Source organism: Solidesulfovibrio sp. DCME (genome assembly GCF_049995385.1).
Taxonomy (GTDB): domain Bacteria; phylum Desulfobacterota; class Desulfovibrionia; order Desulfovibrionales; family Desulfovibrionaceae; genus Solidesulfovibrio.
Map to the genome: position 1 here is coordinate 2708510 of NZ_CP188261.1, position 24738 is coordinate 2733247.

Here is a 24738-nt window from a genome sequence, read left to right on the forward strand (position 1 = left end):
ATGGCGGAGCATCGCTCCCGGCGCCTGCTGCGCTTGCACGGCCGGGCGGTGCGGCTGCACCATCGGCTGGGCTCGTGGGGGCCGCTCATCGGCGGCCTGGTCGCCCTGGTCACGGTCTTTTGCCTGGGCGTGTTCGGCTACATGCAGGTGGAGGGCTGGAGCTTTTTCGACAGCCTCTACCAGGTCGTCATCACCCTTTCCACGGTGGGTTTCCAGGAAGTCTATCCGCTGACCCGCGACGGGCGCATCCTGACCATGCTGCTCATCGTCTCGGGCGTGGGAACGTTCGCCTATCTGGTCGGCTCCTTCACCCAGGTGCTGGTGGAAGGGCGGCTGCAACAGTACCTGGGGAAGCGGCGCATGCAGAAGATCATCGACAGCTTGAGCGATCATGTCATCATCTGCGGCTACGGTCGCATCGGCGCCGTCGTCGCCCGGGAGATCCTGGCCGAAAACGTGGCCGCGGTCGTGATCGAGAACAATCCCGAAATCATCCGCATCCTGGACGAGCAGGGCATTCCCTACGTCCTGGGCGACGCCACGGCCGACGAGACCCTGCTCGCCGCCGGCTTGACCCGGGCCAAGACCCTGGTGGCCGCCCTGACCCAGGAGGCGGCCAACGTCTACGTGACGCTCACCGCCCGCCAGCTCAACCCGTCCATCCGCATCGTGGCCCGGGCCGACGCCCAGGGCCATTCCCAGCGCCTGGAGCGCGCCGGAGCCGACCAGGTGCTCGTGCCCCACCTCTACGGCGGCGTGCGCATGGCCCAGTCGGTGCTGCGGCCCACGGTCACCAGCTTCCTGGAGCTGGCTGGCCGCAGTGGGACCATCGACCTGCAAATGGAGGAGCTGCAAGTCGGGGAGGATTCCGAAATCGTCAACCAGAACCTCATCGACGCCCGCATCCGGCCGCGTTTCAACCTCATCGTCATCGCCATCAAGAAGGCCAACGACGAGATGATCTTCAATCCCCAGCCTCAGGCCGTGCTGGAGGCCGGCGACACCATGATCCTGGTCGGCAGCAAGGACAACCTGGACGGGCTGCGGGAAATCCTTTGAGCGGTTCTGCCGTGCGGGCCGTGGCGGTCATCCTCCACTACGGCCAGGCCCGCCTGACCCGCCGCCTGCACGAGCAGTTGGCACCCAAGGCCGGGGCGGCCGGGGTGCCGGTGCTGGTGCTGGACAACGCTTCGCCCGAGCCCTACGCCGACGCCTGGGTGCGGCTGCCGGAAAACCGCTTCTGGGCCGGGGCCTTCGCCCATGCCGCCGCGGCCGCCCGGGACATGGGCCGCAGCCATGTCTGGTTTTTCAATAACGACCTCGTGTTCACCTCGCGTCCGCCCCATATCGGCCGGGCCCTGGGCCGGCTGGCCAGAATCGAGGCGGCCCACGGCCCGGTGGGGCTCTATTCGCCAGCCTTCGAGGCCAGCCCCTACCATCCGCAGATGGTCGCCCGGCCGGGCGGGGCCTACAGGCTGGTGCGGGTCATGGACGGCGTGGCGCCGCTGGTCTCCCTGGACTGCCTGGAGGCGGTGGGCGGCCTCGACGCCGACGACAACCCGCGCGGCTACGGCGTGGACATGTGGCTGGCCGCCCGAGCCCATGCCGCCGGCTGGAACCTGGTGGTCGATCATCAGGTGACGCTGCGCCACCGGCATCACACCGCCGCCCGGGCCGTGCCGGGCTTCCTGGAAGCCGCCGCCCGGGACGAGGCCGCCTATCTGCGAGCCCGCCTGGGCGACGGCTACCGGGCGCGCCTCCAGGCCTGGCAGACGGAAACGACCGAGGCCGAAGGCCTGTAGGAGGAGGGCATGGGACCGTACGACTTCTTCCTGCCGCCGGTCTTCGACGCCCTGCCCGAGGGGCTGGCCGACCGTCTGCTCATGGGTACCTTCGGCCGCAAGGCGGCGGCGCAAACGGGCTTGGCGGCGCTGCGGGCCGCCGGCGCCGGGCGCGGCGACACGGCAACGCTTTTGCGCCTGGGCCTGGAATCGACGCTTCTGGCCTTCGACCTGGACCCGGCAAACGCCGCCCTGGCCCGGGGGATACTGGCCATGCCCGGCGCGGCCGATCTGCCCGCCGCCGACCGCCTGGCCCTGCACGCCGCCGCCGCCGACGTCCTGGGCGAGGCCTGGCGCGCCGCCCTGGCCGCGGCCGAGCGGACCGGGGACTGGGCGGAGGTCGCCGACCGTATCGCGGCTGCTTTCCCGGAGGCGGCCGCGCCCCTGCGGTCGCGCTTGGAGGGGCTGGCCGCCCTGGCCGGCGGCGAGGCGGCCCGCATCGAGGCCTGGCGCGCGAACCTCGGCCAGGCGCCGGCCAGCCCGGGCCTTTACTGGCTGCTGGCCCGGGCCGCCCTGGCCCTGGACGGCCGCCAGTCCGGGCTGGCCGCCTATGGCGCCTACTTGCGCCGCTTTCCCTGGTGTGCCCAGGCCCTGCTCGTGCTCCACGACCTGGCCCGGGGCCGCGACACGGCCCTGGCGCCCCTTGCCGGCGAACTGGCCATCCTGCTCTATTCCTGGAACAAGGCCGAAGCCTTGGCCCAGACCCTGGACGGCCTGCTCGCCAGCGACCTGCCCGAACGTTTTCGCATCGTCGCCCTGGACAATGGCTCCAGTGACGCCACGCCGGACGTCCTGGCCGCCTTTGCCGGGCGCCTGGGCGCGCAGCGCTTCACGACGCTGCGCGCGCCGGTCAACGTGGGCGCCCCGGCCGGGCGCAACTGGCTCAAGCACCGGCCCGAGGTGTTGGCCGCCGATTTCGCCGCCTACGTGGACGACGACGTGTCCCTGCCCGGGGACTGGGCGCTTCGCCTGGGCGCGGCCGTGGCCGCCTTTCCCGGGGCCGGGGCCTACGGCTGCCGCATCCACGACGCCGGCCGGCCGGCCGTGTTGCAGGCCACGGAATTTTTCCTCGAACCGGCCGAGGCCGGAGAGGGGATCGTCGCTTCGGACCTGCAACTGCAAGCCCCGGACCTGGGGCAGTTCGCCTACTGCCGGCCGGCGCTCAGCGTCACCGGCTGCTGCCACCTGTTTACCCGGCAGGCCCTGGCCGAGGGCGGCGATTTCGACATCCGCTTCGCGCCCTCCCAGTTCGACGATTTCGACCGCGACCTGCGGCAGGCCCTGGCCGGGCGTTTCGCCGTCCACCAGGGCCACCTGGCCGTGGGGCACAAGCGGGCAAGCGGCCTGGATGCGGCCAGAAAACGGGCTGCCGGGGCCAATGCCCACGGCAATATGCTCAAGCTCCAAGGCAAGTACGACAGCGGCGACGTGAGGCGCCTGCGCCGGGAACAGCGCGCCCGGCTCTTGACCGATATCCGCAAAAAAGCCATCTGGCTCTCCCGCCGCGAGGCCAAGGGAGGAGGGGAGCTTTCATGAGCGAGCAACAAGACGCCGCCGGGCGCCTGCGCCAACTGCGCGAGCGCATTCACCATCTCGACTACCGCTACTACGTGCTCGACGACCCGGAAGTCGAGGACGCGGCCTACGACGCCCTCTACCGGGAACTGAAAGCCCTGGAGGCGGCCCATCCCGAACTGGGTGACCCCAATTCGCCCACGAGGCGCGTGGGCGGCACGGTCCTGCCGGCCTTCGCCTCCCGGCCCCACCGGCTGGCCATGTACAGCCTGGACAACGCCATGAGCGAGGCCGAGTGGCTCGATTTCGTCACCCGGGCCGCCAACAAGCTGGAAAAGGAGGGCCTGCCGTTTTCCCGCTCCTTCTGGGTCGACCCCAAATTCGACGGCCTGGCCCTGGAGATCATCTATGAAAACGGCGTCTATGCCGGGGCGCTCACGCGCGGCGACGGCGAAGTGGGCGAGGACGTGACGGAAAACGTGCGCACGGTCCGAAACGTGCCCCTGGACCTGCGCCCCCAGGCCGCCAAGGCCGGGCTGCCCGTGCCGGCCCTGCTGGAGGTGCGCGGCGAGGTGGTCATGACCCGCCAGGATTTCTACGAGCTCAACGAACGCCAGCGCGACCAGGGCGGCAAGGTTTTCGCCAACCCCCGCAACGCCGCCGCCGGCTCGGTGCGCCAGCTCGATTCCGCCGTTTCCGCCTCGCGCCCGCTGACCTTTTTCGCCTACGCCGTGGGGGCCATGGATTTCGGCGGGGCGCACACGGGCTTCGAGACCCATTCCGCCGTCATGGCCGGCCTGCGCTCCCTGGGCCTGCCCGTGGCCGGCGAGGGCCGGGTGGTGGCCATGGACGGCGTCTACCCCTATTTCACGGCCATGGGCGCCCGGCGCCAGGAGCTGCCCTTCGAGATCGACGGCGTGGTGGTCAAGGTCGACAGCCTAGCCTTGCAGGAGGCGCTGGGGTTCACGGGGCGCGCCCCGCGTTTCGCCCTGGCCCTCAAGTTCCCGGCCCACGAAGCCGAGACGGTGCTGGAAAAAATCGACGTCCAGGTGGGCCGCACGGGCGTGCTCACGCCGGTGGCCATCCTGGAGCCCGTCTCCCTGGCCGGGGTGACGGTGTCGCGGGCGACACTCCACAACGAGGACGAAATCCGGGCCAAGGACCTGCGGCAAGGCGACACGGTGGTGGTGCGCCGGGCCGGGGACGTCATCCCCGAGGTAGTCCGGGTGGTGCCGGAGAAACGGCCGCCGGGCGCCAAGGAATACGTCTTCCCCCATAGCTGCCCGTCGTGCGGCTCGCCGGCCGTGCGCGCCCCGGGCGAGGCGGCCTGGCGCTGCGTCAATCTGGCCTGCCCGGCCATGCTGCGCCGGGGCATCGCCTATTTCGTGTCCAGGTCGGGCCTGGACATCGAGGGACTGGGGCACAAGTGGGTGGAAACGCTCATCGACAAGGGCATGGTGCGCACGCCGGCCGACCTGTTCGACCTCACCGAAGCCGACCTGCTGCCCCTGGAGCGCATGGCCGAGAAGTCGGCGGCCAATTTCGTGGCCGCCGTGGCGGCGGCCAAGGGCAAGGCGACCCTGCCCAGGCTCATCGCCGCCCTGGGCATTCCGCAGGTCGGCACGCGCACGGCCCGCACCCTGGCCGGGCATTTCACCGACCTCGACGCCCTGGGCGCGGCCACGGCCGAGGACCTGACCGCCCTGCCGGACATCGGCCCGGAAGTGGCCCGGTCCATCCGGGAATTTTGCGACAACGCGGCCAACCGCGCCCTGCTCGCCCGGTTCAAGGCCATCGGCCTGTGGCCCGTGGCGACGCCCAAGCCGGCGACGCCGGCCCAGACGACGGCCCTGACCGGAAAGAAATTCCTTTTTACCGGCACGTTGCCGGACCTGTCCCGGGAAAAGGCCCAGGCCCTGGTGGAAGCGGCCGGCGGCCGGGTGGTGTCGGCGGTATCCAAAAAGCTCGACTACCTGGTGGCCGGGGCCGAGCCCGGCTCCAAGCTGGCGAAAGCCCGGGATCTCGGCGTGACGGTGCTGTCGCCCGACGAATTTCACGCACTGCTCGCCAACACCGGCCTGACAATCCAGACCCGCAAATCCCTCCTCGACACCTAACCTTGGCACCGAACACTGTTGCCGGCCCGGGGCTTCAATCCCCCCATCGGGGAGGTCCAGGAGGGGGTCACCCCCTCCTGGCCGCCGGAGGCCTCTTCTGTGTCTTTCCCCGTCAACGCCGCCGCAAATCCACCAGCACCTTCATGGCCCCCTGGCGCGAGGCGGCGGCCAGGGCTTCGGGAAAGGCGTCGAAGGGATAGGTCGCTTCGACGAGGGGTGCGACGTCCACCAGCCCGTCGCGCAGGTAGGCCGTGGCCAGCCTGAAATCGCCGCAACGCGAGCCGAGAAGCGTGATCTCGTCAACCACCACCCGGGCCATGTTGACGGGGGTGGCGGCAAAGGTCGTGGTCTTGAGCACGATCGTGCCTTCCGGCCGAATGAGGTCCAGGGCGTCGGCCAGGCCCTCGGGCCGGCCCGTGGCCTCGATGACCACGTCGAAGCGGCCGAATTCCCGGCGCAGGGCGGCCACGTCGGCCCGGCGCACGGCCACGCCCTGGCCGGCGGCGATGGCCAGCTTGGCCTGGTGGCGCCCGGCCAGGACGAGGCCCGGGCACAGCCGGCGCAACGCGCAGGCGCACAGGATGCCGAGCTTGCCGTCGCCAAGGACCAGGACGGACATGTCGGCGCGCAGGTGGAGCTGCTGGCCCGGCTCCAGGGCGGCGGCCAGGGGTTCGACGAAAACGGCCGCGGCGTCGCCGACGTTGTCCGGCACGGGATGGAGCAGGGCGGCCGGCATGGTCAGGTAGTCGGCGAAGGCGCCGTCCTTGCCGGCGATGCCGAGGGTGGTGCGGTTGGGGCAGTGGCGGGGGCCGGACGTGCGGCAGGTGGGGCAGTCGCCGCAGCCGAGGTTGATTTCCGCCGTGACCCGCCGGCCGAGCAGTTCCGGATGCTCCGGAGCGGTATCGACCACGCCGACGAATTCGTGGCCCGGGATGCCGGAAAAACCCATGTAGCCCTTCAGCAGCTCGATGTCGGTGTTGCAGATACCGGCAAGCGTCACGGCGATGCGGACTTCGCCCGGCCCCGGCACGGGCGCCGGGCGTTCGACCAGGCGGACGGCCCCATCGGAAAAGGTCGCGGCCCGCATAGGGCACCTCCTTGCTTATGGCTGGCGCAACGGAATAAAACAGCCTAACTGATTCACGAACCATGCTCAATTGCCGCGAGGGCGCAGGCCTTGCGAAGGATAGGGTCCGACAGACATGACCGAAACGGATTTGCGGCTGGAAGCGGTGTTCGATCCCGAAACGGACGGCGGGCCGGGGGTGCGCCTGGATGTGTTCTGGTGCGCCAAACTGGCCGGCCAAGACGTGACGCGCGCCCGCATTCAGGCCGCCATCGACGAGGGCCTGGCCAGCCTCAACGGGGCGGTCTGCCGCAAGGCCGGCACGAAGCTGCGCGGCGGCGAAAAGCTGGCCATCGGGATTCCGCGAAAACCCGGCCAGGCGGCGGCGGAATCCGGCAGCCTGGGGCTGTTGTATCGCGACGAGCAGCTCATCGTGCTCGACAAGCCGGCCGGGCTGACCGTGCATCCGGCCCCTGGCCTGCCCGAGGGCACCCTGGTCAACCGCCTGCTGCACCATTTCCCGGCCCTGCGCGACCTGGGCGGCGAGCGGCCGGGCATCGTGCACCGCCTGGACAAGGACACCAGCGGCTTGCTGCTGGTGGCCCTGACCGAGCCGGCCCGGCTGGCCCTGGCCGCCGATTTCGCCGCCAGAAAGGTCCGCAAGACCTACCTGGCCCTGGTCCACGGCCGCCCCGAGGGCACGGGCGGCGACATCCGCCTGCCCATCGGCCGCGACCCCCGGCACCGGCACAAGATGGCCGTGGCCCACAAGGGCGGGCGCGAGGCCAGAAGCCGCTGGAAGCTGGCCTGGACCGCCCCGGACGGCGCGGCCAGCCTGCTGGAGGTGGAAATTTTCACCGGCCGCACCCACCAGATCCGGGTACACCTGGCGGCCCTGGGCCATCCCATCGTCGGCGACACGGTCTACGGCGCCACGCCCCATGCCCTCTGGACGCGCCGGGGCGGCCCCGAGGCCCGCCTGGCCGGCCGGCAGATGCTCCATGCCTGGAAACTCGCCTTCGCCCATCCGGCCAATGGCCGCACCCTGTCGTTTCGCTGCCCGCCGCCGCCGGATTTCTGGCGGCTGTTGCTGCTGCTTGGCCGCCGGACCCAGCGCGTGGGCCTGGTCGGCCTGCCGGGCTGCGGCAAGTCGACGGTGCTTGGGGCCTTGGCTGAAGCCGGCTATCCGACGTTTTCCGCCGACGCGGCCGTGGCGGCGCTCTACGCCCCGGGCGGCGGCGGGGCGCACATGCTGGCCGGCCGGTTCGGGGAAAAGGCCCTGGCCGCCGACGGCTCGGTGGACAAAAACTGGCTTCTGGCCGCGATCCTCGAAAGCGAAGCCATGCGCCGGGAGGTCATGGCCCTGGTGCATCCGCTGGTGCGGGGGGATATGGAGGCCTTTTTCGCGGCCAACGCCCAGGCCAGGGCGGCTTTTGCCGAGGTGCCGCTGCTTTTGGAATCGGGCTGGCCGGTGGCCGAGGCCGTGGACCTCGTTGTTGGGGTTCGTTGTGCGTTGCAGGCCCGCCGCCAGCGGCTGACGGCCAGCCGGGGCTGGGACGACGCCTTGATCGACCGCATGGATGGCTGGCAGTGGCCGGAGGAAAAAAAGCTCGCCCGCTGCCGGATGGTGGTGGACAACGACGCCGGGCCGGAGGCACTGGCGGCCAAGGCGCGCCAGGTCCTGGACACGCTGTTGGACATGCGCCGCCGGGACGTCCGGAAACGCCACGATTGGCTCCTCGCCCAGGGCTATGCCGGAAAACCGGACGTCCCGGCCGGGGAGAGCCGGTGATTCCCCTGCGCGACAACGTGCCGCGTTCGCGACGGCCCCTGGTCACCTGGACCCTTGTCGGGCTTTGCACCTTGCTGTTTCTGTTCGAGCAACTGCTGCCCGAGCCGGTGCTGTTCGAGTTCCTGCACATCTACGGCGTGGTGCCGGCCCGCTACACCGATCCGGCCTACGCCCTGGCCATGGGCTATCCCGAGGGCGGCCTGGAGTCGTTTGTCACCTATATGTTCCTGCACGGCGGCTGGCTGCATTTTTTGCTGAACATGTGGGTGTTGTGGATATTCGCCGACAACGTGGAGGAAGCCCTCGGCCCCCTGCGCTTCACGGTCTTCTACCTGCTGTGCGGGCTGCTGGCCGCCTTGGCCCATGTCCTGTTCAACTGGAACGCCACGGTGCCGGTCATCGGCGCCTCCGGGGCCATCGCCGGGGTGATGGGGGCCTATTTCCGGCTCTTTCCCCGGGCACGGGTGGTTACCCTCATCCCCATCATCATCATTCCCTGGATCATCGAGCTGCCGGCCGTGGTCTTTCTGGGCATCTGGTTCGGCATACAGCTCCTGTCCGGCCTGTCCGGTTCGGTGGGCGGCGACGATGCCACGAGCGTGGCCTTCTGGGCTCATGCCGGCGGCTTCGTGGCGGGGTTGGCCCTGGTGCGGCTGTTCCTGCCGCCGGGCTGCCGGTTCTGCTTCGATCCGCGCAACCGGCGCTACGACCGGGACGCCTAGCGTGGCGTCTGTGAAACAATACGAGGGTATTTTTTCAAAAAAATAATTGTTCTCAGGTGTTGTAGCGGGATAAGCACAAGCTTTTTTCGAGGACGTGACCCGAGCGGACGGTCCGCCTCAGAACTCCTGGGCCACCCAGACCACCCGGCCGACCAGGCGACAGCCTTCGTTTTGGCGCGGGACGACCATGGGCGGCACGCTTTGGTCCAGGGCGGCCAGTTCCCAGCTATCGTGGCCGGCGTCATAGCGCGTCAGGCGCACGACAAGCCCTTCGTCCTTGATGTCCATGGCGAAGGGCGTGCCCTCGGCCTCGGGCGGCAATTGGGCGTGGGAGGCGGCCGGGGGGAGGTCCTGGGCCGTGTCCACGACCAGGTAGGCGCCCAGGCGGATGCGTGGTTCCAGGGCTCGGCTGTCCATGCGGGTGACGAAGCGGGTGGGGCCGAGCAGATGGGACGACAGGGCGATGCGTTCGATCTCGTCGAGCCGCCAGCAGCCGGTGCGCGGATTGGTGCTGGCCATGGCGAAGACCGGCGTCAGGGTGACCCGGCCGGGCGCGGGGTGGGCCAGGTCCTGCCCGGCGATATCCTCCGGGGCCAGGCCGTATTCCCGGCAATGCCGCAGCACCAGGGAGCGCACGCCGGCCTGGTTTTCCTGCGGGTAGTAGAGCGCGGCCAAGTCGAGCCGCCTGGCAGCCTTGAATTCCCCCTTGGCTTCAAGGGCCAGTTTGAGGCGCGCCAGCATCGGATGTTGCACATCGTGTCCCATGCATGCTCCTATGGGAAAAATCATAGGCCCATTTTATATGCATGTAAATATTTTCTCCGCATTACAGGCTAATCAATTTAAATGTCGCCAGATAGTATGCGGTATCGGCGTGACAAATGGCGTGACTGATCGAGCCGGCAGGCAGGGGAGGCAACACCGCTGTCCCGGACAGGTGTATCCGGTGCGGTGGCCCCGAGGGAAAAAACGGGAGCGGTGTGTCAGATTTCCTGGATGATCCACACGACCTTGCCTACGGCGCGAAGATCTGGGTTTTCCAAGGGGAAATTCTGGGCCTGATGGGCCGGGTTGTCGGAGAGCAGTGCCAGCCGTTTGGCTTCCATGTCCCGGACGATGCGTTTGATGACCAGGCCTTCCCCAGGGATTTCCAAGGCATAGACCTCGCCGCTGCGAAAGCGGGTATCGTCGCAGTCGATGCCGACGTAGGCCCCGCGGCGGATGACCGGTTCCATGCTCATGCCGTCCATTTTGACGACCAGGAGGTGGGGACGGTTGAGCTGGTCGAAAATGGGGATGCTCTCGATGCCTTCCCGCTGCCAGCCCCCGCTTTGGGGATCGATGCGGCTCATGGCGTACACAGTGGCCTTGATCGTGGCGCTGGCATAATCGCTGAGGGATTCGCGCACGGCGTGGCCAAGGCAGAACCCCTCGCGGCGCGAAACCGGTTCCTGGCCGTACAGGACCCAATCCGGCTCGAGGCCAATGGAACGATAGAGGGTGACAAGCCAGCCATCGGGGATGGTGTTCTTCTTTTTGGCGTCGGAAATGCTGGATTGCTTGATACCAAGGAGATTGGCTATTTCAGTTTGCGTGCGCGTCCGGGTTGCGGCTTGAATTCTGGCGTAAGCGTCATCAAAGGAATCTGGCTTCACAGGTCCTCCGGTCCGGCAGCATGTTGTCGGGCAACTACATAAAAGCGCCTATAAAGACAATTAATTCGTTATTTTATGAAAAGGACATACAACGCTTTGCGCACTGCGTCAATGCGGTTCTTCGCTGCGGACTGGTGGATACGCAATTGAGAAAGTTTCGGTCTGTAACTTCTGTGGCCTGCATGGCAGGCCAGGGTGGGCTGGGTCTCCCTCGCGCCTGGGTTGGTGCGGCACCCCAGGCGTCGAGGAAGGCAGTGGGCGGGATCAGATTTCCTGGAAAACCCAGGCCACCCGGCCGATGACGCGTTCCACGACAGCGTCGGCGGCGATGGTCTGATCCATGAAGGCGGGATTGTCCGACCGCAAAAGGAAGCGGCCGTTTTCCGCATCGTGAAGCAGGCGCTTGATGACGAGGCCTTCGACAGGCATGTCCAAGGCGTACAAACCGCCCGAGCGGATGGTTTTGCGTTCCTTGTCGATGCCGACAAGGGCGCCGCGCCCGATCAGGGGCTCCATGTCGCTTTCGTCCATGCGCACGACCAGCAGGGACGGCCGGTGGAACTGCTCGGGAACGGTCACGGTCTCGACCGGGGTTTCCGTCCAGCCGCCCTGGCTCTGGGGCGACAGGGACATGGCGCAGACCGGTGCCTGATAGTGTTTGGGTTTGCGGCCGTAGACATCGCCGGCATCCCGGACGGACAGGGCGCCGCCGCGCTGTTCCCCCAGAAACTGCGGCGATTCACCGTCGATGATCCAGTTGGGATTGAGGTTGTAGATCTGATACAGCTTGATCAGCCAACTGTCGGGAATCGATTGGCGACGCTTGGCGTCGGAAATACTGGATTGCCGGATGTCGAGCAGTTTCGCGATCTCGACCTGCGTGCGCATGCCGGTGGATTTCTTGATGCGCTCAAAGGCCTCATCGAAACGGTTGCCGGTTTCCTGGGTATCGATTTCAGTCATGAATCCTCCTGTCATTGCATTCGCCGTGGCGATAGGGGAAGCGCAAACGACGGCAGTAGGTCGCGAACGTCATGGCGTCATACTATGGGCACTGTATCCAGTCGGGCCAATTCCCTGTACCGTATGCAATCAGGTCAAGGCGCGCTGTCCTGTGCCCAAAAGTTGTCAGTGATGGTTGTCCATTTTGGAATGTCACAGCCGAACATGCTCTTTTGCGAAGGGCACATTTCTTCGCTGCGTCACTTTGATTACAAACCACTCCATCGTCAAGCCTTCCTGATACCATACGACAAGGGGCTCGTGAATTGAAAATTTGAGTGATTCGTTCGGCGTATATTAGTATATGTTTATTTTAGCCTAATTTTATGAACAACCCTTTGTTCGGACTCCTGGATGCGCCCGGAAATGCCGCTGCCGGTTCCTCCGGCGGCACAGTAAGGCACATCGCAGTCCTCTCCGCGCTAACCCCCCGCCAGGATAGTAGTTGTACTGCCCGGCCCTCAGTATCGGCCTCCAGCAGAGGGGAATGAAATGCATACGAAACACTCCCCCCTTTGTCAAATAAATTCATACCAATTGGATATATAATTGCTGCCTATCCTAAGTGTGTCATCAGGCAAGCGTCAGGCCTGGCCGAGGCACAGGCCATAGTAGGCCTGGCCGAGGCTGATGCAGCCGTCGTTGGCCGGCAGGGCACGGTGGCACAACGGCGCGAGGCCCGCCTGGCCCAGCGCCCGCGGCAAGAGCGTAGCCAGAGTCCTGTTCTGGAGCACGCCGCCGCTTAAGGCCACTCGGGCAAGCCCCGTTCGGTCGGCCATGGCCCCGGCCAGGCTGACCAGGCCGCGCACCAGGCCCAGATGAAACCGCCTGGCCGCCTTGGCCACCGGCAGGCCCCGCCTGGCATCCGCCGCCGCCTGGGCGAACAGGGCCAGGCCGTCCAGGCGCATGGGGGAAGCCGCCGTGTCCACCGGGCAGTCGTAGGCGCCGGCCTCCGACAGGTCCTGGGCCTGTTCCAGCAAGATGGCCGCCTGGCCCTCGTACTCGATGCGCCGGCACAACCCGAGGACCGCGGCCACGGCGTCGAACAGCCGGCCGCAACTCGTGGTCGTCGGGCAGTGGAAGGCCTTTTCCAGCATGCTTCCCACCAGGGCCGAAGCCCCGGCCTCGTGCCGCAGCCACGGCCAGGCGCCGTCCGCCGCGGGCGCCACGCCCAGGGCGAAATGGCAGGCCTGGGCGATGCGCCAGGGTTCGCGCACGGCGGCATCGCCCCCGGGCAGGCGCATGGGCGAAAGATGCCCCAGCCGCTGGTATTTCCCGGCCAGGGGATCGACCAGCAGGCCCTCGCCGCCCCAGAGCCTGCCGTCGTCGCCAAGGCCCGTGCCGTCCAGGGCCAGGCCCAGCACGGGTTCGGTCAGGCCGTGCTCGGCCAGGACCGCGTACACATGGGCCACGTGGTGCTGCAGGCGCAGTACCGGCCAGGTGTCCTGCTCCAGGGCGAAGCGCGTGCTTGGATAATCCGGATGCAGGTCGGCCACGCAGACATGCGGCTCCACCCGCAGCAGGCTGCGTATATGCGTGATAGTCTCCTGATAGAAGCCGAAGGTTTCAAGTGTTTCCAGGTCGCCGATATGCTGGCTGACAAAGGCCTGGTCGCCCTTGGTCAGGCAGACGGTCGCCTTGAGCATGGGCCCAAGCCCCAGCACCGGCGGGCCGGACACGGGCAGGAATACCGGCGAGGGCACATAGCCCCTGGCCCGGCGCAGGAACACGGCCGGCGGGATGGCGCCTGCCTCCGGCGCTTCCTGGTGCGTCAGCGGCCGGACCACCGAATCGTCGGTGCGGATCAGGATGTCCCGGTCGTGGAGCAAAAAGATGTCGGCGATGCCGCAAAGGCGCGCCAGGGCTTCGCGGTTGCCGAGGCTGATGGGTTCGCCGCCGGCATTGCCCGAGGTCATGACCAGGGCGGCCGGCCGGCCCGGGCCGAGGGCTTCGGCAAAGGCGGCCAGCAGCAGGTGGTGCAGGGGCGTGTAGGGCAGCATGACGCCGATTTCGCCGGTATCGGGCGCGACAGCCGGGGACAGGCCGCTGCCGCCGCGGGCCGGGGCCAGGACGATGGGGCGCACGGCCCCGGCAAGGAGCTCCCGGGCGCGCCCGTCGAGCCGGGCCAGGGACTCGGCGGCGGCCAGGTCCGCCACCATCACGGCCAGGGCCTTGGACGGGCGGTGCTTGCGCCGGCGAAGCGCGGTCACGGCCGCGTCGTTGGTGGCGTCGCACACCAGGTGGAAGCCGCCCAGGCCCTTGACGGCGGCGATATTCCCCGCCGCCAGGCCGGCGGCCAGGGCGGCGATGGCCGCATCCCCGGCGGCCAGGCGCGCCCCGGCGGCGTCGGTCAGCCAGACCCCGGGGCCGCAGGCCGGGCAGGCCACGGGCTCGGCGTGGAAACGCCTGTCGGCCGGGTCGGCGTATTCGGCGGCGCAGGCCGGGCACAGCGGAAAACAGGCCATGGAGGTGGTGGCCCGGTCGTAGGGGATGGCCCGGGTGATGGTGTGGCGCGGGCCGCAGTTGGTGCAATTGGTGAAGGGGTAGCGGTAGCGCCGGTTGGCCGGGTCGGCCATGTCGGCCAGGCAGTCCGGGCAGGTGGCCACGTCGGGGCTGACCAGCACGTCGTGGCCGGCGCCGGGGGCGCTTTCCTCAATGCGAAAGGCCGTCTGGCCGGTAGGCGCGACGGCTTCGGTTTCGTGGCGGGTGAGCCTGGCCAGGGGGGGCAGTTGCGCCGGCAGGCGCCTGCCGAAGGCCGCAACCGTCTCGGCCGGCCCCTCCACCTCGATGACCACGCCTTGCGGCGTGTTGCGGACCGACCCGCCAAGCCCCAATTCCCGGGCCAGGCGAAAGACGAAGGGACGAAAGCCCACGCCCTGCACCTGGCCGCCCACGATGTGGCGGCAACGCACGGTTTGCGACGACATGCGGCAGCAAGGTACAGGGCTTTGGCCGCGTGTCAACGGCTGCCGCGCAGCGACAGCAGGAGGCTTTTGAGCCGGCCCGTGACGAAGCGCCGGGGCTCGAAGGCCAGGGGGGACAGTTGCGGCGGCGTGACGAACCCGGTGGCGTCGAAGGCTTCGAGGCGCTCACGAGGATAGGTGATGTCCTCGGGCCGCGTGCCGCCAAGGCCCAGCCGTTCGGATTCCCGCCACAGCGGGACCGCTTCGGGCGTGAGCCCCAAAAGCGTGTATATGGCCGTATCCAGGGCCACGGGATTGTCCGCCGCGCCGACAAGGCCCAGGGGGAACGGCTCGCCGAAGGCCGGCCCGGCCTTGTGCATGGCCACGATGCCGTCGAGCAGCGAGGTCGTGGGCGGCAAGGCGGCCAGCACGTCCAGGATCATGGCGGCAAAACGCGCCCGGTCCTTGCCCAGGCGCTGGTGGGCCAGGGATTTGCGAAAGCCGCAGACACAGCCGAAGAAATTCTTCACGGCCAGCGTCATGCCCATCTGGTCGTGGCATTTGAGCCGGGCGACGTTGAGGATGCAATCGGCTTCCAGGGCCAGGCGCGACACGCCGATGGTTCCGCCATGGGCCAGGCGCAAGGGCTTGGGCTCGTCGAGGTTGGCCACGGCCACGGGCAGGTCGGACAGGCTGGCGGTCAGGCCGGTCAGGCGAGCCATGATGCGCCCGGTGCCGAAGGCCGGGGAATCGGCCACGGTGACGCGTGCCTCCCGCGACAGGGCGAACCGGCACACCGCCCGCACCACGGCCGGATGGGAGCACGACAGGGCGGTATTGCGCGGCGCGACCAGGTTGGGCTTGACCAGCACCCGGTCGCCCCGGGTCACGGGACAGGCGGTGGCGCCCAGTAAGTCGGCCACGCGGGCGTCGAGGGCCGGATCGTCGTAGCGGGTGAGGCGTAGCAGGTGGACGGGGTGTGCCATGGGGAAGATGCCTCCGGCGGCCGGGGGGCATGATGCCACCCGGCCCCCCTCGATGGGGTGGGGGTTGGGTATGCGTGTGCGGCAGCGGTCGGCGGGCGGTTGCCCGTCGGCGAGGCCGTCGCCCCTTCGGGGCGAAAAAATCTTTTCTTCAAATGCGGCGCTTCGCCGCTGGCGCCCGTGGAGCCGGAAATGGGCCTGGCGTGCTGGCCGGCTTTGCGGCCAGTGTCGCCAGGCCCATTTCCGGCTCCACATGGCCCGACGCCCCGCCGCCCAACCGGCCTGACGCTTCCGACCTCCCCACCGCACGCCCCGTCGGGGAGGTCCAGGAGGGGATCATCCCCTCCTGGCCGCCGGAGGCATCTTCGCCTTTTTCTTCCTCACCCCACCTTCTTCATGACTTCGCGCATGAAATCCGGCAGGTCGCCGGGCATACGCGAGGTGACCAGGTTGCCGTCGACCACGACGGCCGCGTCCTCGTAGAGCGCGCCGGCTTCCCGTAGTTCGTCGGCCACGGTCGTGTAGCAGGTGGCGCGGCGGCCGCGCAACAGCCGGGCCGTGACCAAAAGCTGCGGCCCGTGGCAGATGGCGGCCATGGGGATGCCGGAGGAGGCGAAATCTTCCACGATGTCGATGGCCTTGGGGAGGGTCCGCAGGGCGGCCGGGGCCTTGCCGCCGGGAAGCACCAGCAGGCTGTAGCCGCACGAGCCGGCCGATTCCACGGCCTCCAGTCCCAGGTTGGCCTCGACGGCGTAGCCGTGCTTGCCGGTGATGGTGCCGGCCGCGGGCGCGGCCACGTCCACCTGGAAGCCGGCCTCGCGCAGGCGGTAGAGCGGATAGAGCAGTTCCGAGTCCTCGAAGTTGTCGGCGGACAGGATCAGGGCTTTCTTGGCGTTCATGACGGGGCTCCATGGGTTTGGGACTTGACGGAAATGTCAAACCCATACCCGAGAATATGCGACAGGCACCCCGTTTTGGCAACAGCCGGCCCGGGAAACGCAAACGCCCCGGCCGGGGCCGGGGCGTCGGGAGGCCGCAGCGGCCGTGCTGCTACATGGACATGTCGTCGGCGCACAGGGGAAAGATGCGCATGTTCGGGTAGACGCCCTTGAAGCCGCCTTCGACGTAGGGCTGGATGAGGTTGTAGGTGATGTTTTTCGTCTTCTGGGCGTGGCCATGGTTCTGGGCGCCGTCGTAGTAGGCGCCGTTGGCTTCGAGGATGTGGTGGATGCGGTTCTGGAAGGCCCGGATGAAACGTTCGCCGTTGCCGGTGAAGGTCATGGCCCCGATGGAGGCCTGGCCGTCCACTTTGGCGAAGTCGTCGATGGACACGGACTGGGTCGCCAGGTCGGACTGGCGGCTGACGTGGCCCCAGACCACGTGCATGGGCGGCACGGTCACCGGTTCGGCCAGGTCGATAATGGTGTGGGGCAACACGACCGAGCCTTGGCCCACGGTGAGCCGGGCCTCGGGGGTGCCGCGCAGAAACGAGTTGAAGCCGACGAAGACGTTGGTGCCGAGGTGGCTGCCGATGATCTTGGCGCCGTGGGCCGTAACGTCGTAGCCTTCGAGCACGGAATCGACCACGTAGCTGTTTTCCTGGGCATTGGCGCCCTTGCCCAGGCGGGCGTTTTCCAGGTAGGCGCGCTGGGCCACGAGCACGTTCTCGCCGATGCTCGTCTCGCCCTTGACCACGGCGTAGCGCGACACGAACGAACCCGGGGCGTAGGTTTCGGGACGCGAGGCGTACAGGAAGCCGAAGACCCGCTCGAAATCGCGCTTGCGGCCCTCGACGAAGTCCATGAACACGCCCCTGGCCCGCTCGCCCGGGGCGATGGACACGTATTTGGCCAGGACGTCGGGAGCGTAGTTGTAGCTGAATTCGTCGCCGGCCTTGTTGCGGATCCAGATATGGCCGGGCTCGACGATGGAGGGGGCCAGGTCGCAGACCTGGACGTAGGCGTAGGCGCCGATGGAGCTGTTTTGCACGGTGCACAGGTCGATGGTGCAAAAGGGGCCCAAAAAGGAGCCCATGACCGGCGCGCCGTGGATGTTGGCGTAGGACAGGGCCACGGTGTTCTTGATGAGGAACTCCTCGGGGAATTCGGGGTCGTGGCTGAAGCTGTGGATGAGCGCCTTGTGCAGGAAGCTGTCGACGATGCGGATGACCTCGTCGCTGTGCAGGCACAGGCAGACGTTGTCCACGGAAAAGCCGCTGGTCACGGACTTGAGTTCGTCGCCGCGCACGTCGCATTTATACAGCACCGAATGCTGCACGTCGCATTTGCCGAAAAAATACGAGCCGGCCAGGGAGGAACACTGGAAATTGAAAAACAGCGGATGCTCGGTGGTGATGCCGTAGAAAGCGTAGAACTGGGCGTAGTTCTCCTGGGGAACGGCGCCGTGGACGTAAGAGCCGACGTCGATGGCGCTGCGCCGCAGGTTGATGTTGGTGCGCGCGATGATGTTATCCAGGATGCGTTGCAGCTGCCTCATCCCCGAACCTCCACGAAGCCGGCCGCGTCCGCCGGGCCGGCCGGCCGACGCGGGTTACGTATGGCCCCTGCCGCAGGGGCGTCGCAAGCGGACAACGAGGACCGGACAGCCGGCAGTCCCTGGTGGCCGTCATCCACGCCGACGTCCTCGAGTCGCAAGCGGACAACGATGACCGGACAGCCGGCAGGCCAGGCGCCCGGCCTGTCCCGGGTCAGTGGGCGGCCTTGGCCAGGGCTTCCGTCACCCGGGTGTACAGGTCCTCGATGGCGATGGGCTTGGACAGCAATTCGTAGGCCCCCAGGCGCAGGCCTTCCAGGGCGGCCTCGACCGAAGGGTAGCCGGTGAGGATGAGCGCTTCGAGCCCCGGGCGCAGGGCCTTGGCCTCGCGAAGCGTCTCCAGCCCGTCCATCCCCGGCATGTTGATGTCGAGCACGACCAGGGCGATGTCCGGGTCCTCGCCCAACAGGGCCAGCCCTTGCTCGCCCGAAGCGGCCGTTTTCACGGTCAAGCCCCGGGAGGCCAGGCGCTTGGCCAGAACCGCCGTGAGGCCGGCCTCGTCATCGACCAGAAGCACCGTTTTCCCCGCCATGGTTCGCTTGCTCCCGATTTCACAATTTGAATACAACCGCATAGCCCGGAACACGAAAAGCTTCAAGCCCAAACACGGCCCGACAAGGCTCGTCCGCGGCAACGGTTGCCAAGCACCGCGTCCCTGGTACATAGGAGGGACACGGAGGATGCCATGCAGCGCCAAGCCAACCGCCTGATAAACGAAAAGAGCCCCTACCTCCAGCAACACGCCCATAATCCCGTGGACTGGTATCCCTGGGGCGAGGAAGCCTTCGCCCTGGCCAGGGTCGAGGGCAAGCCCATTTTCCTGTCCATCGGCTATTCCACCTGCCATTGGTGTCACGTGATGGAACGCGAGAGCTTCGAGGACGAGGACATCGCGGCAATGATGCGGGCGACGGTGGTGGCGGTCAAGGTGGACCGCGAGGAGCGGCCCGACCTGGACACGCTCTACATGACCTTCTGCCAGGCGCTCACCGGCCGGGGCGGCTGGCCCCTGACCGTCATCCTGACCCCGGACGGCCAGCCCTTTTTCGCGGGCACCTATTTCCCCAAGGAATCGGGGTTTGGCCGCACCGGCATGCGCGAACTGCTCCAGCGCGTGCACATGGCCTGGCAAGCCAACCGCGAGGCCGTCCTGGCCAATGCCGCCCAGATCCTGACCGCCGTGCGGGAACAGATCAACGCCCGGGAAAAGGGCGACTCCCCGGAACCGGACGCGGCCAGCCTCGACGCCGCGCGCCAGGAACTGGCCGCCATCTTCGACGCGCAACACGGCGGTTTCGGCGGGGCGCCCAAGTTTCCCTCACCCCACAACCTGCTGTTGCTGTTGCGGGAATACCGCCGCACCGGCGAGGCCGCCTGCCTGCGCCTGGTGGTCGAGACCCTGGCCGCCATGCGCCGGGGCGGCATCTTCGACCAGATCGGCTTCGGCTTCCACCGCTACAGCACCGACGCCCACTGGTTCGTGCCGCATTTCGAAAAGATGCTCTACGACCAGGCCCTGTGCGCCATGGCCGCGCTGGAGGCCTGGCAGGTCACCGGGGAGCCCTTGCTGCGCCAAACGGTCCTGGAGGTGCTGGAATACGTCCGCCGCGACCTGACCCGGCCGGACGGCGCCTTCTACAGCGCCGAGGACGCCGACAGCGAGGGCGTGGAAGGCCGGTTCTACGTCTGGACGGCGGCGGAAATCCGCGAGCTCCTGCCGCCCGAGGATGCGGCGCTGGCCATCGAGGCCTGGGGCATCGAGGAGCGGGGCAACTATCACGACGAGGCCACGGGCGTGGCCACCGGGGCCAATATCCCCTACTGGGCCGAGCCGGCCGAGGAAACCGCCGCCCGCCATGGGCTTTCCCCCGAAACACTGGCCGCGCGGCTGGAAACCTGCCGCCTGGCCCTGCTGGCCGCCCGGGAAAAACGCCCGCGCCCGCTTCGCGACGACAAGGTGCTCACCGACAACAACGGCCTGATGCTCGCCGCCCTGGCCAAGGCCGCCCGGGCCTTTAACGACGACGGCCTGGCCAGGCGGGCCATGGCCGCGGCCACGGTGATCCTCGACAGGCTCGGCCTGCCGGACGGGCGCCTGCTCCACCGCTTATGCGGCGAGGAGGCGGCCGTGCCGGGGCTTTTGGACGACTATGCCTTCCTGGCCTGGGGCCTGGTGGAACTCTACCAGACCGTGTTCGACCCGGCATACTTGCGCCGGGCCGTGGCCATCGCCAAGGCCATGATCGCCCATTTCGGGGACGAGGCCGGCGGCTTTTACCTGTCCCCGGACGACGGCGAGCAGCTCCTATTGCGCCAGAAAACCTATTTCGACGCGGCCGTGCCCTCGGGCAACAGTGTGGCCTTTTTCGTCCTGACCACGCTGTTTCGGCTCACCGGCGACAAGGCCTTCCAGGAGGAGGCCCGCAAGCTGGCCAAGGCCTTCGGCCCCCGGGTGGCCGAGCGGCCCTCGGCCCATGCCTTTTTCCTGTGCGGCCTGTCCCAGCTGCTCACCCCGGCCGCGGAAGTGACCATCGCCGGCGACCCGGACAGCCACGATACCCATGTCCTGGCCCGGGCCGTGTGCAACCGCTACCTGCCCGAGGTGGCCCTGGTCCTGCGCCCGGACGAGGACGAGCCCGAGATCGCGGCCATCGCGCCCTATACCCGCTACCAGTTGCCCGTGGAGGGCCGGGCGGCGGCCCATGTCTGCCGGGCCGGCTCCTGCCAGCCGCCGACCACGGACCCGGCGGCCATGCTGCGGCTTTTGGGGGCGAAGGGCGACGGCGCATAGGGCCGCCTTGGACCGGCCCGGACGGCGGACATCCCGCCAATAGCAAAGGCCCCGAACGCCTGCGGTGTTCGGGGCCTTTGACGGTGTTGCCGGGGGTTAGCCCAGCACGGCCTGCTTGATGGTTTCGATGCCCACCCGTTCCACGAAGCGGGCGGCGCGCTCGCGCTTCTTGGCATTGGCGGCGTAGTAGGCCAGCAGCTTTTCGGTCATGTCAATGACCTGCTCCTTGGTCAGGTCCTCGGCCACGACGTCGCCGATGCGGGGCTTGGCCCCGGGATGGCCGCCGAAAATGACCGTCCAGCCGGATTTCTTGCCGAGCACCCCCAGGTCGCGGACAAAGCCCTCGGAGCAGCAAAACGGGCAGCCCGACACCGACAGCTTGAACTTGCCCGGCAGGTCGCGGCCGACGAACAGCTTTTCCATCTCGAGCCCCAGCCCCAGCGAGTCCTGGACGCCGAACTTGCACACGCTCGTGCCCGGGCAGGCCTGGACGAAATGCACGCACAGCTCGAGGGCCTGGCCCACGTCCGTGCCCAGGTCCTTCCAGATGGCGTCCACATCCTCGGCCTTGACCCCGACCAGGGCCAACCGCTGGCCCGAGGTGATCTTCACGATGGGAATGGCGTATTTCTTGACGACGGTATTGAGGGCTTCGAGGACCTCCGGGGAAATGAGCCCCACCGGGGTGCGGGGCACGATGGCGTAGGTCTGCTGGTCACGCTGCAAAATGGCCCCGGTGGGGGCGTCCTTGGTGGTCATGGGTTTCTCCTGCGGTGCGATGGATGGTGTGGAGGGGAATATGAGGGCCCGCGCATGATGCGAGAGCTGGCCGGTCTCGGGGCAAGGGCCGCCGCGGCTGTGCCGGGCGGCCATGGCGGCATTGTCTACACAGGTCGCCGGCTGTTGTCATCCCCGAAACGACGTTTTCGTCAAAACGAAACGGGCGAACGCCCGGCCGCAGCCATGACGTTCGCCCGGGAACGGCAAAGGTAGGCCGCGCAGGCCTAGGTGAGTGCCCGCGGCCGTTTGCCACCGGCCAGGGCGGCGGCCTTCCTCCCGGGCAGGGCCGCCGCGGTGCCGGAGCCGCCCTGCATGTCGATGATCATGGTATTGAGCTCCTGGGCCTGCTGGGCCAGGTCGGACACGGCCTGGGCCGACTGGCGCAAGGCGTCCATGGTTTCGGAGGCGATGCGGTTGACCTCGTCCACCGAGCGGTTGATCTCTTCGCTCGAGGCGGACTGCTGCTCCGAGGCCGTGGCGATGGAACGGACCTGGTCGGCCGAGGCGTCGACCAGGTCGACGATCTCATGGAGGATGGCGCCGGCCGTGGTGGCCAGGGTCGTGGCTTCGCCCACGGCGGTCACGGCCTGGGCCACGTTGTCGTAGTTCTTGCGGGCGCCGCCCTGGATGCCGCGGATGGCGTCGCCGACTTCCTTGGTGGCGGTCATGGTCTTTTCGGCCAGCTTGCGGACCTCGTCGGCCACCACGGCGAAGCCGCGACCGGCTTCGCCGGCCCGGGCGGCCTCGATGGCGGCGTTTAAGGCCAGCAGGTTGGTCTGGTCGGCGATGTCGGAAATGACGTTTAATATCTGGCCGATGTTTTCGGCCTGCTTGCCCAGCACGCCCATGTCCTCCAGGGATTGGCGGGAGTTTTCATTGATGCGTTCCATGAAGCTGGCGACCTTGCCCACGGCGCCGGAACCTTCCTCGGCCTTGGCCCGGGCCTTGGCCGCGGTATCGGCGGCCTGGGAGGCGTTCTGGGCCACTTCCAGCACGGTGGCGTTCATTTCCTCCATGGCCGTGGCCGTCTCGCCCAGGCGGGCGGATTGTTGTTCCGCACCCTGGCTCGTCTGTTCGACCTGGGCCGAGAGTTCTTCGGAAGCCGAGGAAATGATATGCACGACCGACGAGAGGCGATCGGCGGCCTGGAGCATGCCTTCGGTCTTGGCGTTTTCGGCGGCGGCCCGGGCGGCTTCGGCGGCTTCGGTGGCCTGCCGGGCCTTGGCGGCCTCGGCGGCGGCCTCGGCGGTTTTACCGTCCGCCTCGGCGATTTTCTGCTTGAGGTTGGCCACCATCTGCTTGAGCACGGCGAACACGCCGCCCTCGCCCTTGTGTTCCCGGAAGCGGATGTCCATCTCGCCGCCGGCGATGCGGCTGGCCACCTCGAACAGGTAGCCGGGGTCCTCGCCGAGCTGGCTGGACACGCCGCGCAGGATAAAAAGGCATACGGCCAGGCCGATGATGGCGGCGACAACCAGCAGGCTTATGAGGATCAGGCGGCCCCGCTGGTAGTCGGCGTGGCCGGCGGCGGCGGAATCCGCGCCGCCTTTTTTGTTGAGCTCGACGAGTTTTTTGAGTTCATCCAGGGCATTGTTGAACGCGGTACGCGAATCGCCCTCGATCAGTTTTTTCGCCTCGGCTGTGGCGTTTTTCCGCGACAGTTCGAGGAGCTTGACGGAAATAGCGTTGTATTTTTCCTCATCTGCACGAAATGCTTTGTATATCCTTCGCTCTTCATCGGAAGAGATGAGCGGTTCGTATTTGGCGAAGGTTTTGTTCAACTCGACTTTTATCGCGGCGATACGCTGGTCATATCCCCGCATCTCGCTCTCATCCGTCGAGAGGACGTGCAGAATCTCCCACCGCCGCAACGTCTGGAACTGATGATCAATGTCGGCAACGGCATCGATACTCGGCAGCCAGTTGGTGGCCAACTCCGTGACGTTGGCGTTGATGCTTCCCATCAGCATCAGGGCCGTGAGGTTACCGCCAATCTGGATGGCGATAAGAATTGCAAAACTACATATCAGTTTTGTGGAAAGACGCATCTGTGTTCGCATGGCTGGCTCCTGGCATTCCCGTATACAGCGACCGTATGACGGCTGACGCTGCGATTGCCTGTTTTCCCCACGGCAACCGGATTGAAGTTTTCACACTAACGATATTCGGCCTCGACGAGGATCATGGAATGCAGCCAGTAGACCATGCTGGAACAACATGTACCAATCATCCTACCCAAGCCGGGAGGTGATGGCAATATGATCCTTCTTATTTACGTGGTAGCGCGTGCTTTATCCGCCGGATTCGGGAGACCCCGGGCTTGTGATCGGCCGGCCCCTGGGCTACACCCGGGCGAATTTCGATTTTGGAGGCGTCCTTGGGCAAGCTGCGCGTGGAGAGGCTCTCTCCCAATCCGGAGTTCGATCTCTTTTTATTCCTGAAGGTTTCTGGAGCGGCCAAGGTGGAGCAGGCCCAGTGCGACCTGTGCCAGGCGCATTGGGATACGTTCAAAGAACACCTCAAGGGCTACCGTTTCGCCGCGCCGGGATCCCGGCGGGCCGTGGTCCTGTTTTTCCTGGAGCCGGCGGCCGAGGGCCTGGTGGAGGAAGCCTGGGCCCGGTCGCCCTCGGAGGGGTTCGCCTTGCACAACCTGGCCGTATCCATGGTCATGGGCGCGGCGGGACAGTGCGTGCCGGAGATCGAGGCCGGCTCCTGCGCGCCCCTGCCCACCCCGGACCGGGACTTGCGCCGCCGCCTGGAAAACCTGGGCCTGGTCTGGAACGACGCCGGCAGCGTCAGCGTCCAGTACGCCGTCATGACGTACGAACCCTATGTGAGCGGCTGCCCGGTCTGCCATCTGCGGGCCTCGTGCCCCAAAAGCGAGGTGGCGGGCCGCTAGGACGCGCACGCCGCAAGGCCCCGACAGTCGCCGCGACACGGGCCGGCGCCGCTTCCCGCGACCGAAGCCGCCCGGGGGAGGCGGCGCCGCGCCGGCTTGGCCGAGGCCGAACGGCGGCA

19 protein-coding genes are annotated in these 24738 nt (G+C 67.6%); 8 read left to right on the plus strand and 11 right to left on the minus strand.

All coding sequences use genetic code 11. From position 1 onward, the window contains the following. Genes ACP59X_RS11785 through ligA form a run of 4 tightly spaced genes read left to right on the plus strand, consistent with a single transcriptional unit; the run spans position 1 to position 5473 of the window. A complete protein-coding gene (locus ACP59X_RS11785; RefSeq protein WP_428558442.1) occupies positions 1–1059 on the plus strand; it encodes a potassium channel family protein in 1059 nt (352 codons plus the stop codon). Beyond that, positions 1056–1802: a glycosyltransferase family protein gene (locus ACP59X_RS11790; protein WP_428558445.1), complete on the plus strand. Its 747-nt coding sequence runs from the start codon at positions 1056–1058 to the stop codon at positions 1800–1802. The genes ACP59X_RS11785 and ACP59X_RS11790 overlap by 4 nt, the downstream gene beginning before the upstream one ends. A gap of 9 nt (positions 1803–1811) precedes the next feature. Then, entirely contained in the window at positions 1812–3377 is a 1566-nt protein-coding gene (locus tag ACP59X_RS11795; RefSeq protein ID WP_428558447.1) for a glycosyltransferase, read from the plus strand. After that, a complete protein-coding gene (gene ligA, locus ACP59X_RS11800; protein ID WP_428558450.1) occupies positions 3374–5473 on the plus strand; it encodes an NAD-dependent DNA ligase LigA in 2100 nt (699 codons plus the stop codon). The genes ACP59X_RS11795 and ligA overlap by 4 nt, the downstream gene beginning before the upstream one ends. A 112-nt stretch (positions 5474–5585) precedes the next feature. Here ligA and ACP59X_RS11805 read toward each other — a convergent pair whose 3' ends face one another. Then, positions 5586–6560, minus strand: coding sequence for an MDR/zinc-dependent alcohol dehydrogenase-like family protein (locus ACP59X_RS11805; protein WP_428558453.1), 975 nt, complete (start codon positions 6558–6560; stop codon positions 5586–5588). A 115-nt stretch (positions 6561–6675) separates the two neighbouring features. On the opposite strand from ACP59X_RS11805, the gene coaE reads away from it, so the two are divergent. Together coaE and ACP59X_RS11815 are read left to right on the plus strand one after the other, a co-directional pair. Beyond that, positions 6676–8331 (plus strand): dephospho-CoA kinase, encoded by a 1656-nt coding sequence (gene coaE, locus ACP59X_RS11810; protein WP_428558455.1) that lies wholly within the window; start codon positions 6676–6678, stop codon positions 8329–8331. After that, complete coding sequence (locus tag ACP59X_RS11815) at positions 8328–9053, plus strand: rhomboid family intramembrane serine protease (protein ID WP_428558457.1); 726 nt, start codon at positions 8328–8330, stop codon at positions 9051–9053. The genes coaE and ACP59X_RS11815 overlap by 4 nt, the downstream gene beginning before the upstream one ends. A 117-nt stretch (positions 9054–9170) precedes the next feature. On the opposite strand, the gene ACP59X_RS11820 is transcribed toward ACP59X_RS11815, so the two are convergent. The 8 genes from ACP59X_RS11820 to ACP59X_RS11855 all read right to left on the minus strand — a co-directional run bounded on the left by ACP59X_RS11820 (position 9171) and on the right by ACP59X_RS11855 (position 18681). Then, complete coding sequence (locus ACP59X_RS11820; RefSeq protein WP_428558459.1) at positions 9171–9818, minus strand: hypothetical protein; 648 nt, start codon at positions 9816–9818, stop codon at positions 9171–9173. 218 nt (positions 9819–10036) lie between these two features. Further along, positions 10037–10708 carry a LexA family transcriptional regulator gene (locus ACP59X_RS11825; protein ID WP_428558461.1) on the minus strand — a complete coding sequence of 224 codons (672 nt, stop codon included), beginning with the start codon at positions 10706–10708 and terminating at the stop codon, positions 10037–10039. Between the two features lie 264 nt (positions 10709–10972). After that, on the minus strand, positions 10973–11671 hold the full coding sequence (locus tag ACP59X_RS11830; RefSeq protein ID WP_428558463.1) for a LexA family transcriptional regulator: 699 nt from the start codon (positions 11669–11671) through the stop codon (positions 10973–10975). A gap of 623 nt (positions 11672–12294) precedes the next feature. Next, a complete protein-coding gene (hypF, locus tag ACP59X_RS11835; protein WP_428558465.1) occupies positions 12295–14637 on the minus strand; it encodes a carbamoyltransferase HypF in 2343 nt (780 codons plus the stop codon). A 32-nt stretch (positions 14638–14669) separates the two neighbouring features. Next, positions 14670–15599: a DUF362 domain-containing protein gene (locus tag ACP59X_RS11840; protein ID WP_428558467.1), complete on the minus strand. Its 930-nt coding sequence runs from the start codon at positions 15597–15599 to the stop codon at positions 14670–14672. 377 nt (positions 15600–15976) lie between these two features. Next, positions 15977–16495, minus strand: coding sequence for a type 1 glutamine amidotransferase domain-containing protein (locus tag ACP59X_RS11845; protein ID WP_428558469.1), 519 nt, complete (start codon positions 16493–16495; stop codon positions 15977–15979). A gap of 151 nt (positions 16496–16646) precedes the next feature. Continuing rightward, positions 16647–18092 (minus strand): LbetaH domain-containing protein, encoded by a 1446-nt coding sequence (locus ACP59X_RS11850; protein WP_428558471.1) that lies wholly within the window; start codon positions 18090–18092, stop codon positions 16647–16649. 211 nt (positions 18093–18303) lie between these two features. Next, positions 18304–18681, minus strand: coding sequence for a response regulator (locus tag ACP59X_RS11855; protein ID WP_428558473.1), 378 nt, complete (start codon positions 18679–18681; stop codon positions 18304–18306). A 153-nt stretch (positions 18682–18834) separates the two neighbouring features. On the opposite strand from ACP59X_RS11855, the gene ACP59X_RS11860 reads away from it, so the two are divergent. Then, the gene (locus ACP59X_RS11860) at positions 18835–20940 is read left to right on the plus strand and encodes a thioredoxin domain-containing protein (RefSeq protein WP_428558475.1); all 2106 of its coding nucleotides are present in this window, start codon (positions 18835–18837) and stop codon (positions 20938–20940) included. Positions 20941–21036: 96 nt separating this feature from the next. Here ACP59X_RS11860 and ACP59X_RS11865 read toward each other — a convergent pair whose 3' ends face one another. Next, a complete protein-coding gene (locus ACP59X_RS11865; protein WP_428558477.1) occupies positions 21037–21699 on the minus strand; it encodes a nitrite/sulfite reductase domain-containing protein in 663 nt (220 codons plus the stop codon). A gap of 245 nt (positions 21700–21944) precedes the next feature. After that, entirely contained in the window at positions 21945–23780 is a 1836-nt protein-coding gene (locus ACP59X_RS11870) for a methyl-accepting chemotaxis protein (RefSeq protein WP_428558480.1), read from the minus strand. A gap of 317 nt (positions 23781–24097) precedes the next feature. Between ACP59X_RS11870 and ACP59X_RS11875 the strand changes: the two genes are divergently transcribed. Beyond that, on the plus strand, positions 24098–24619 hold the full coding sequence (locus tag ACP59X_RS11875) for a hypothetical protein (protein WP_428558482.1): 522 nt from the start codon (positions 24098–24100) through the stop codon (positions 24617–24619). Positions 24620–24738 lie beyond the last annotated feature (119 nt).

Excerpts from the sequence above, each read along its gene's own strand:
- ACP59X_RS11860 (WP_428558475.1), top strand. The coding sequence starts at position 18,835 with ATGCAGCGCCAAGCCAACCGCCTGATAAACGAAAAGAGCCCCTACCTC.
- ACP59X_RS11855 (WP_428558473.1), bottom strand. The coding sequence starts at position 18,681 with ATGGCGGGGAAAACGGTGCTTCTGGTCGATGACGAGGCCGGCCTCACG.
- ACP59X_RS11805 (WP_428558453.1), bottom strand. The coding sequence starts at position 6,560 with ATGCGGGCCGCGACCTTTTCCGATGGGGCCGTCCGCCTGGTCGAACGC.
- ACP59X_RS11840 (WP_428558467.1), bottom strand. The coding sequence starts at position 15,599 with ATGGCACACCCCGTCCACCTGCTACGCCTCACCCGCTACGACGATCCG.
- ACP59X_RS11865 (WP_428558477.1), bottom strand. The coding sequence starts at position 21,699 with ATGACCACCAAGGACGCCCCCACCGGGGCCATTTTGCAGCGTGACCAG.
- ACP59X_RS11820 (WP_428558459.1), bottom strand. The coding sequence starts at position 9,818 with ATGGGACACGATGTGCAACATCCGATGCTGGCGCGCCTCAAACTGGCC.
- hypF (WP_428558465.1), bottom strand. The coding sequence starts at position 14,637 with ATGTCGTCGCAAACCGTGCGTTGCCGCCACATCGTGGGCGGCCAGGTG.
- ACP59X_RS11795 (WP_428558447.1), top strand. The coding sequence starts at position 1,812 with ATGGGACCGTACGACTTCTTCCTGCCGCCGGTCTTCGACGCCCTGCCC.
- coaE (WP_428558455.1), top strand. The coding sequence starts at position 6,676 with ATGACCGAAACGGATTTGCGGCTGGAAGCGGTGTTCGATCCCGAAACG.
- ACP59X_RS11845 (WP_428558469.1), bottom strand. The coding sequence starts at position 16,495 with ATGAACGCCAAGAAAGCCCTGATCCTGTCCGCCGACAACTTCGAGGAC.
- ACP59X_RS11870 (WP_428558480.1), bottom strand. The coding sequence starts at position 23,780 with ATGCGAACACAGATGCGTCTTTCCACAAAACTGATATGTAGTTTTGCA.
- ACP59X_RS11785 (WP_428558442.1), top strand. The coding sequence starts at position 1 with ATGGCGGAGCATCGCTCCCGGCGCCTGCTGCGCTTGCACGGCCGGGCG.
- ACP59X_RS11850 (WP_428558471.1), bottom strand. The coding sequence starts at position 18,092 with ATGAGGCAGCTGCAACGCATCCTGGATAACATCATCGCGCGCACCAAC.
- ligA (WP_428558450.1), top strand. The coding sequence starts at position 3,374 with ATGAGCGAGCAACAAGACGCCGCCGGGCGCCTGCGCCAACTGCGCGAG.
- ACP59X_RS11830 (WP_428558463.1), bottom strand. The coding sequence starts at position 11,671 with ATGACTGAAATCGATACCCAGGAAACCGGCAACCGTTTCGATGAGGCC.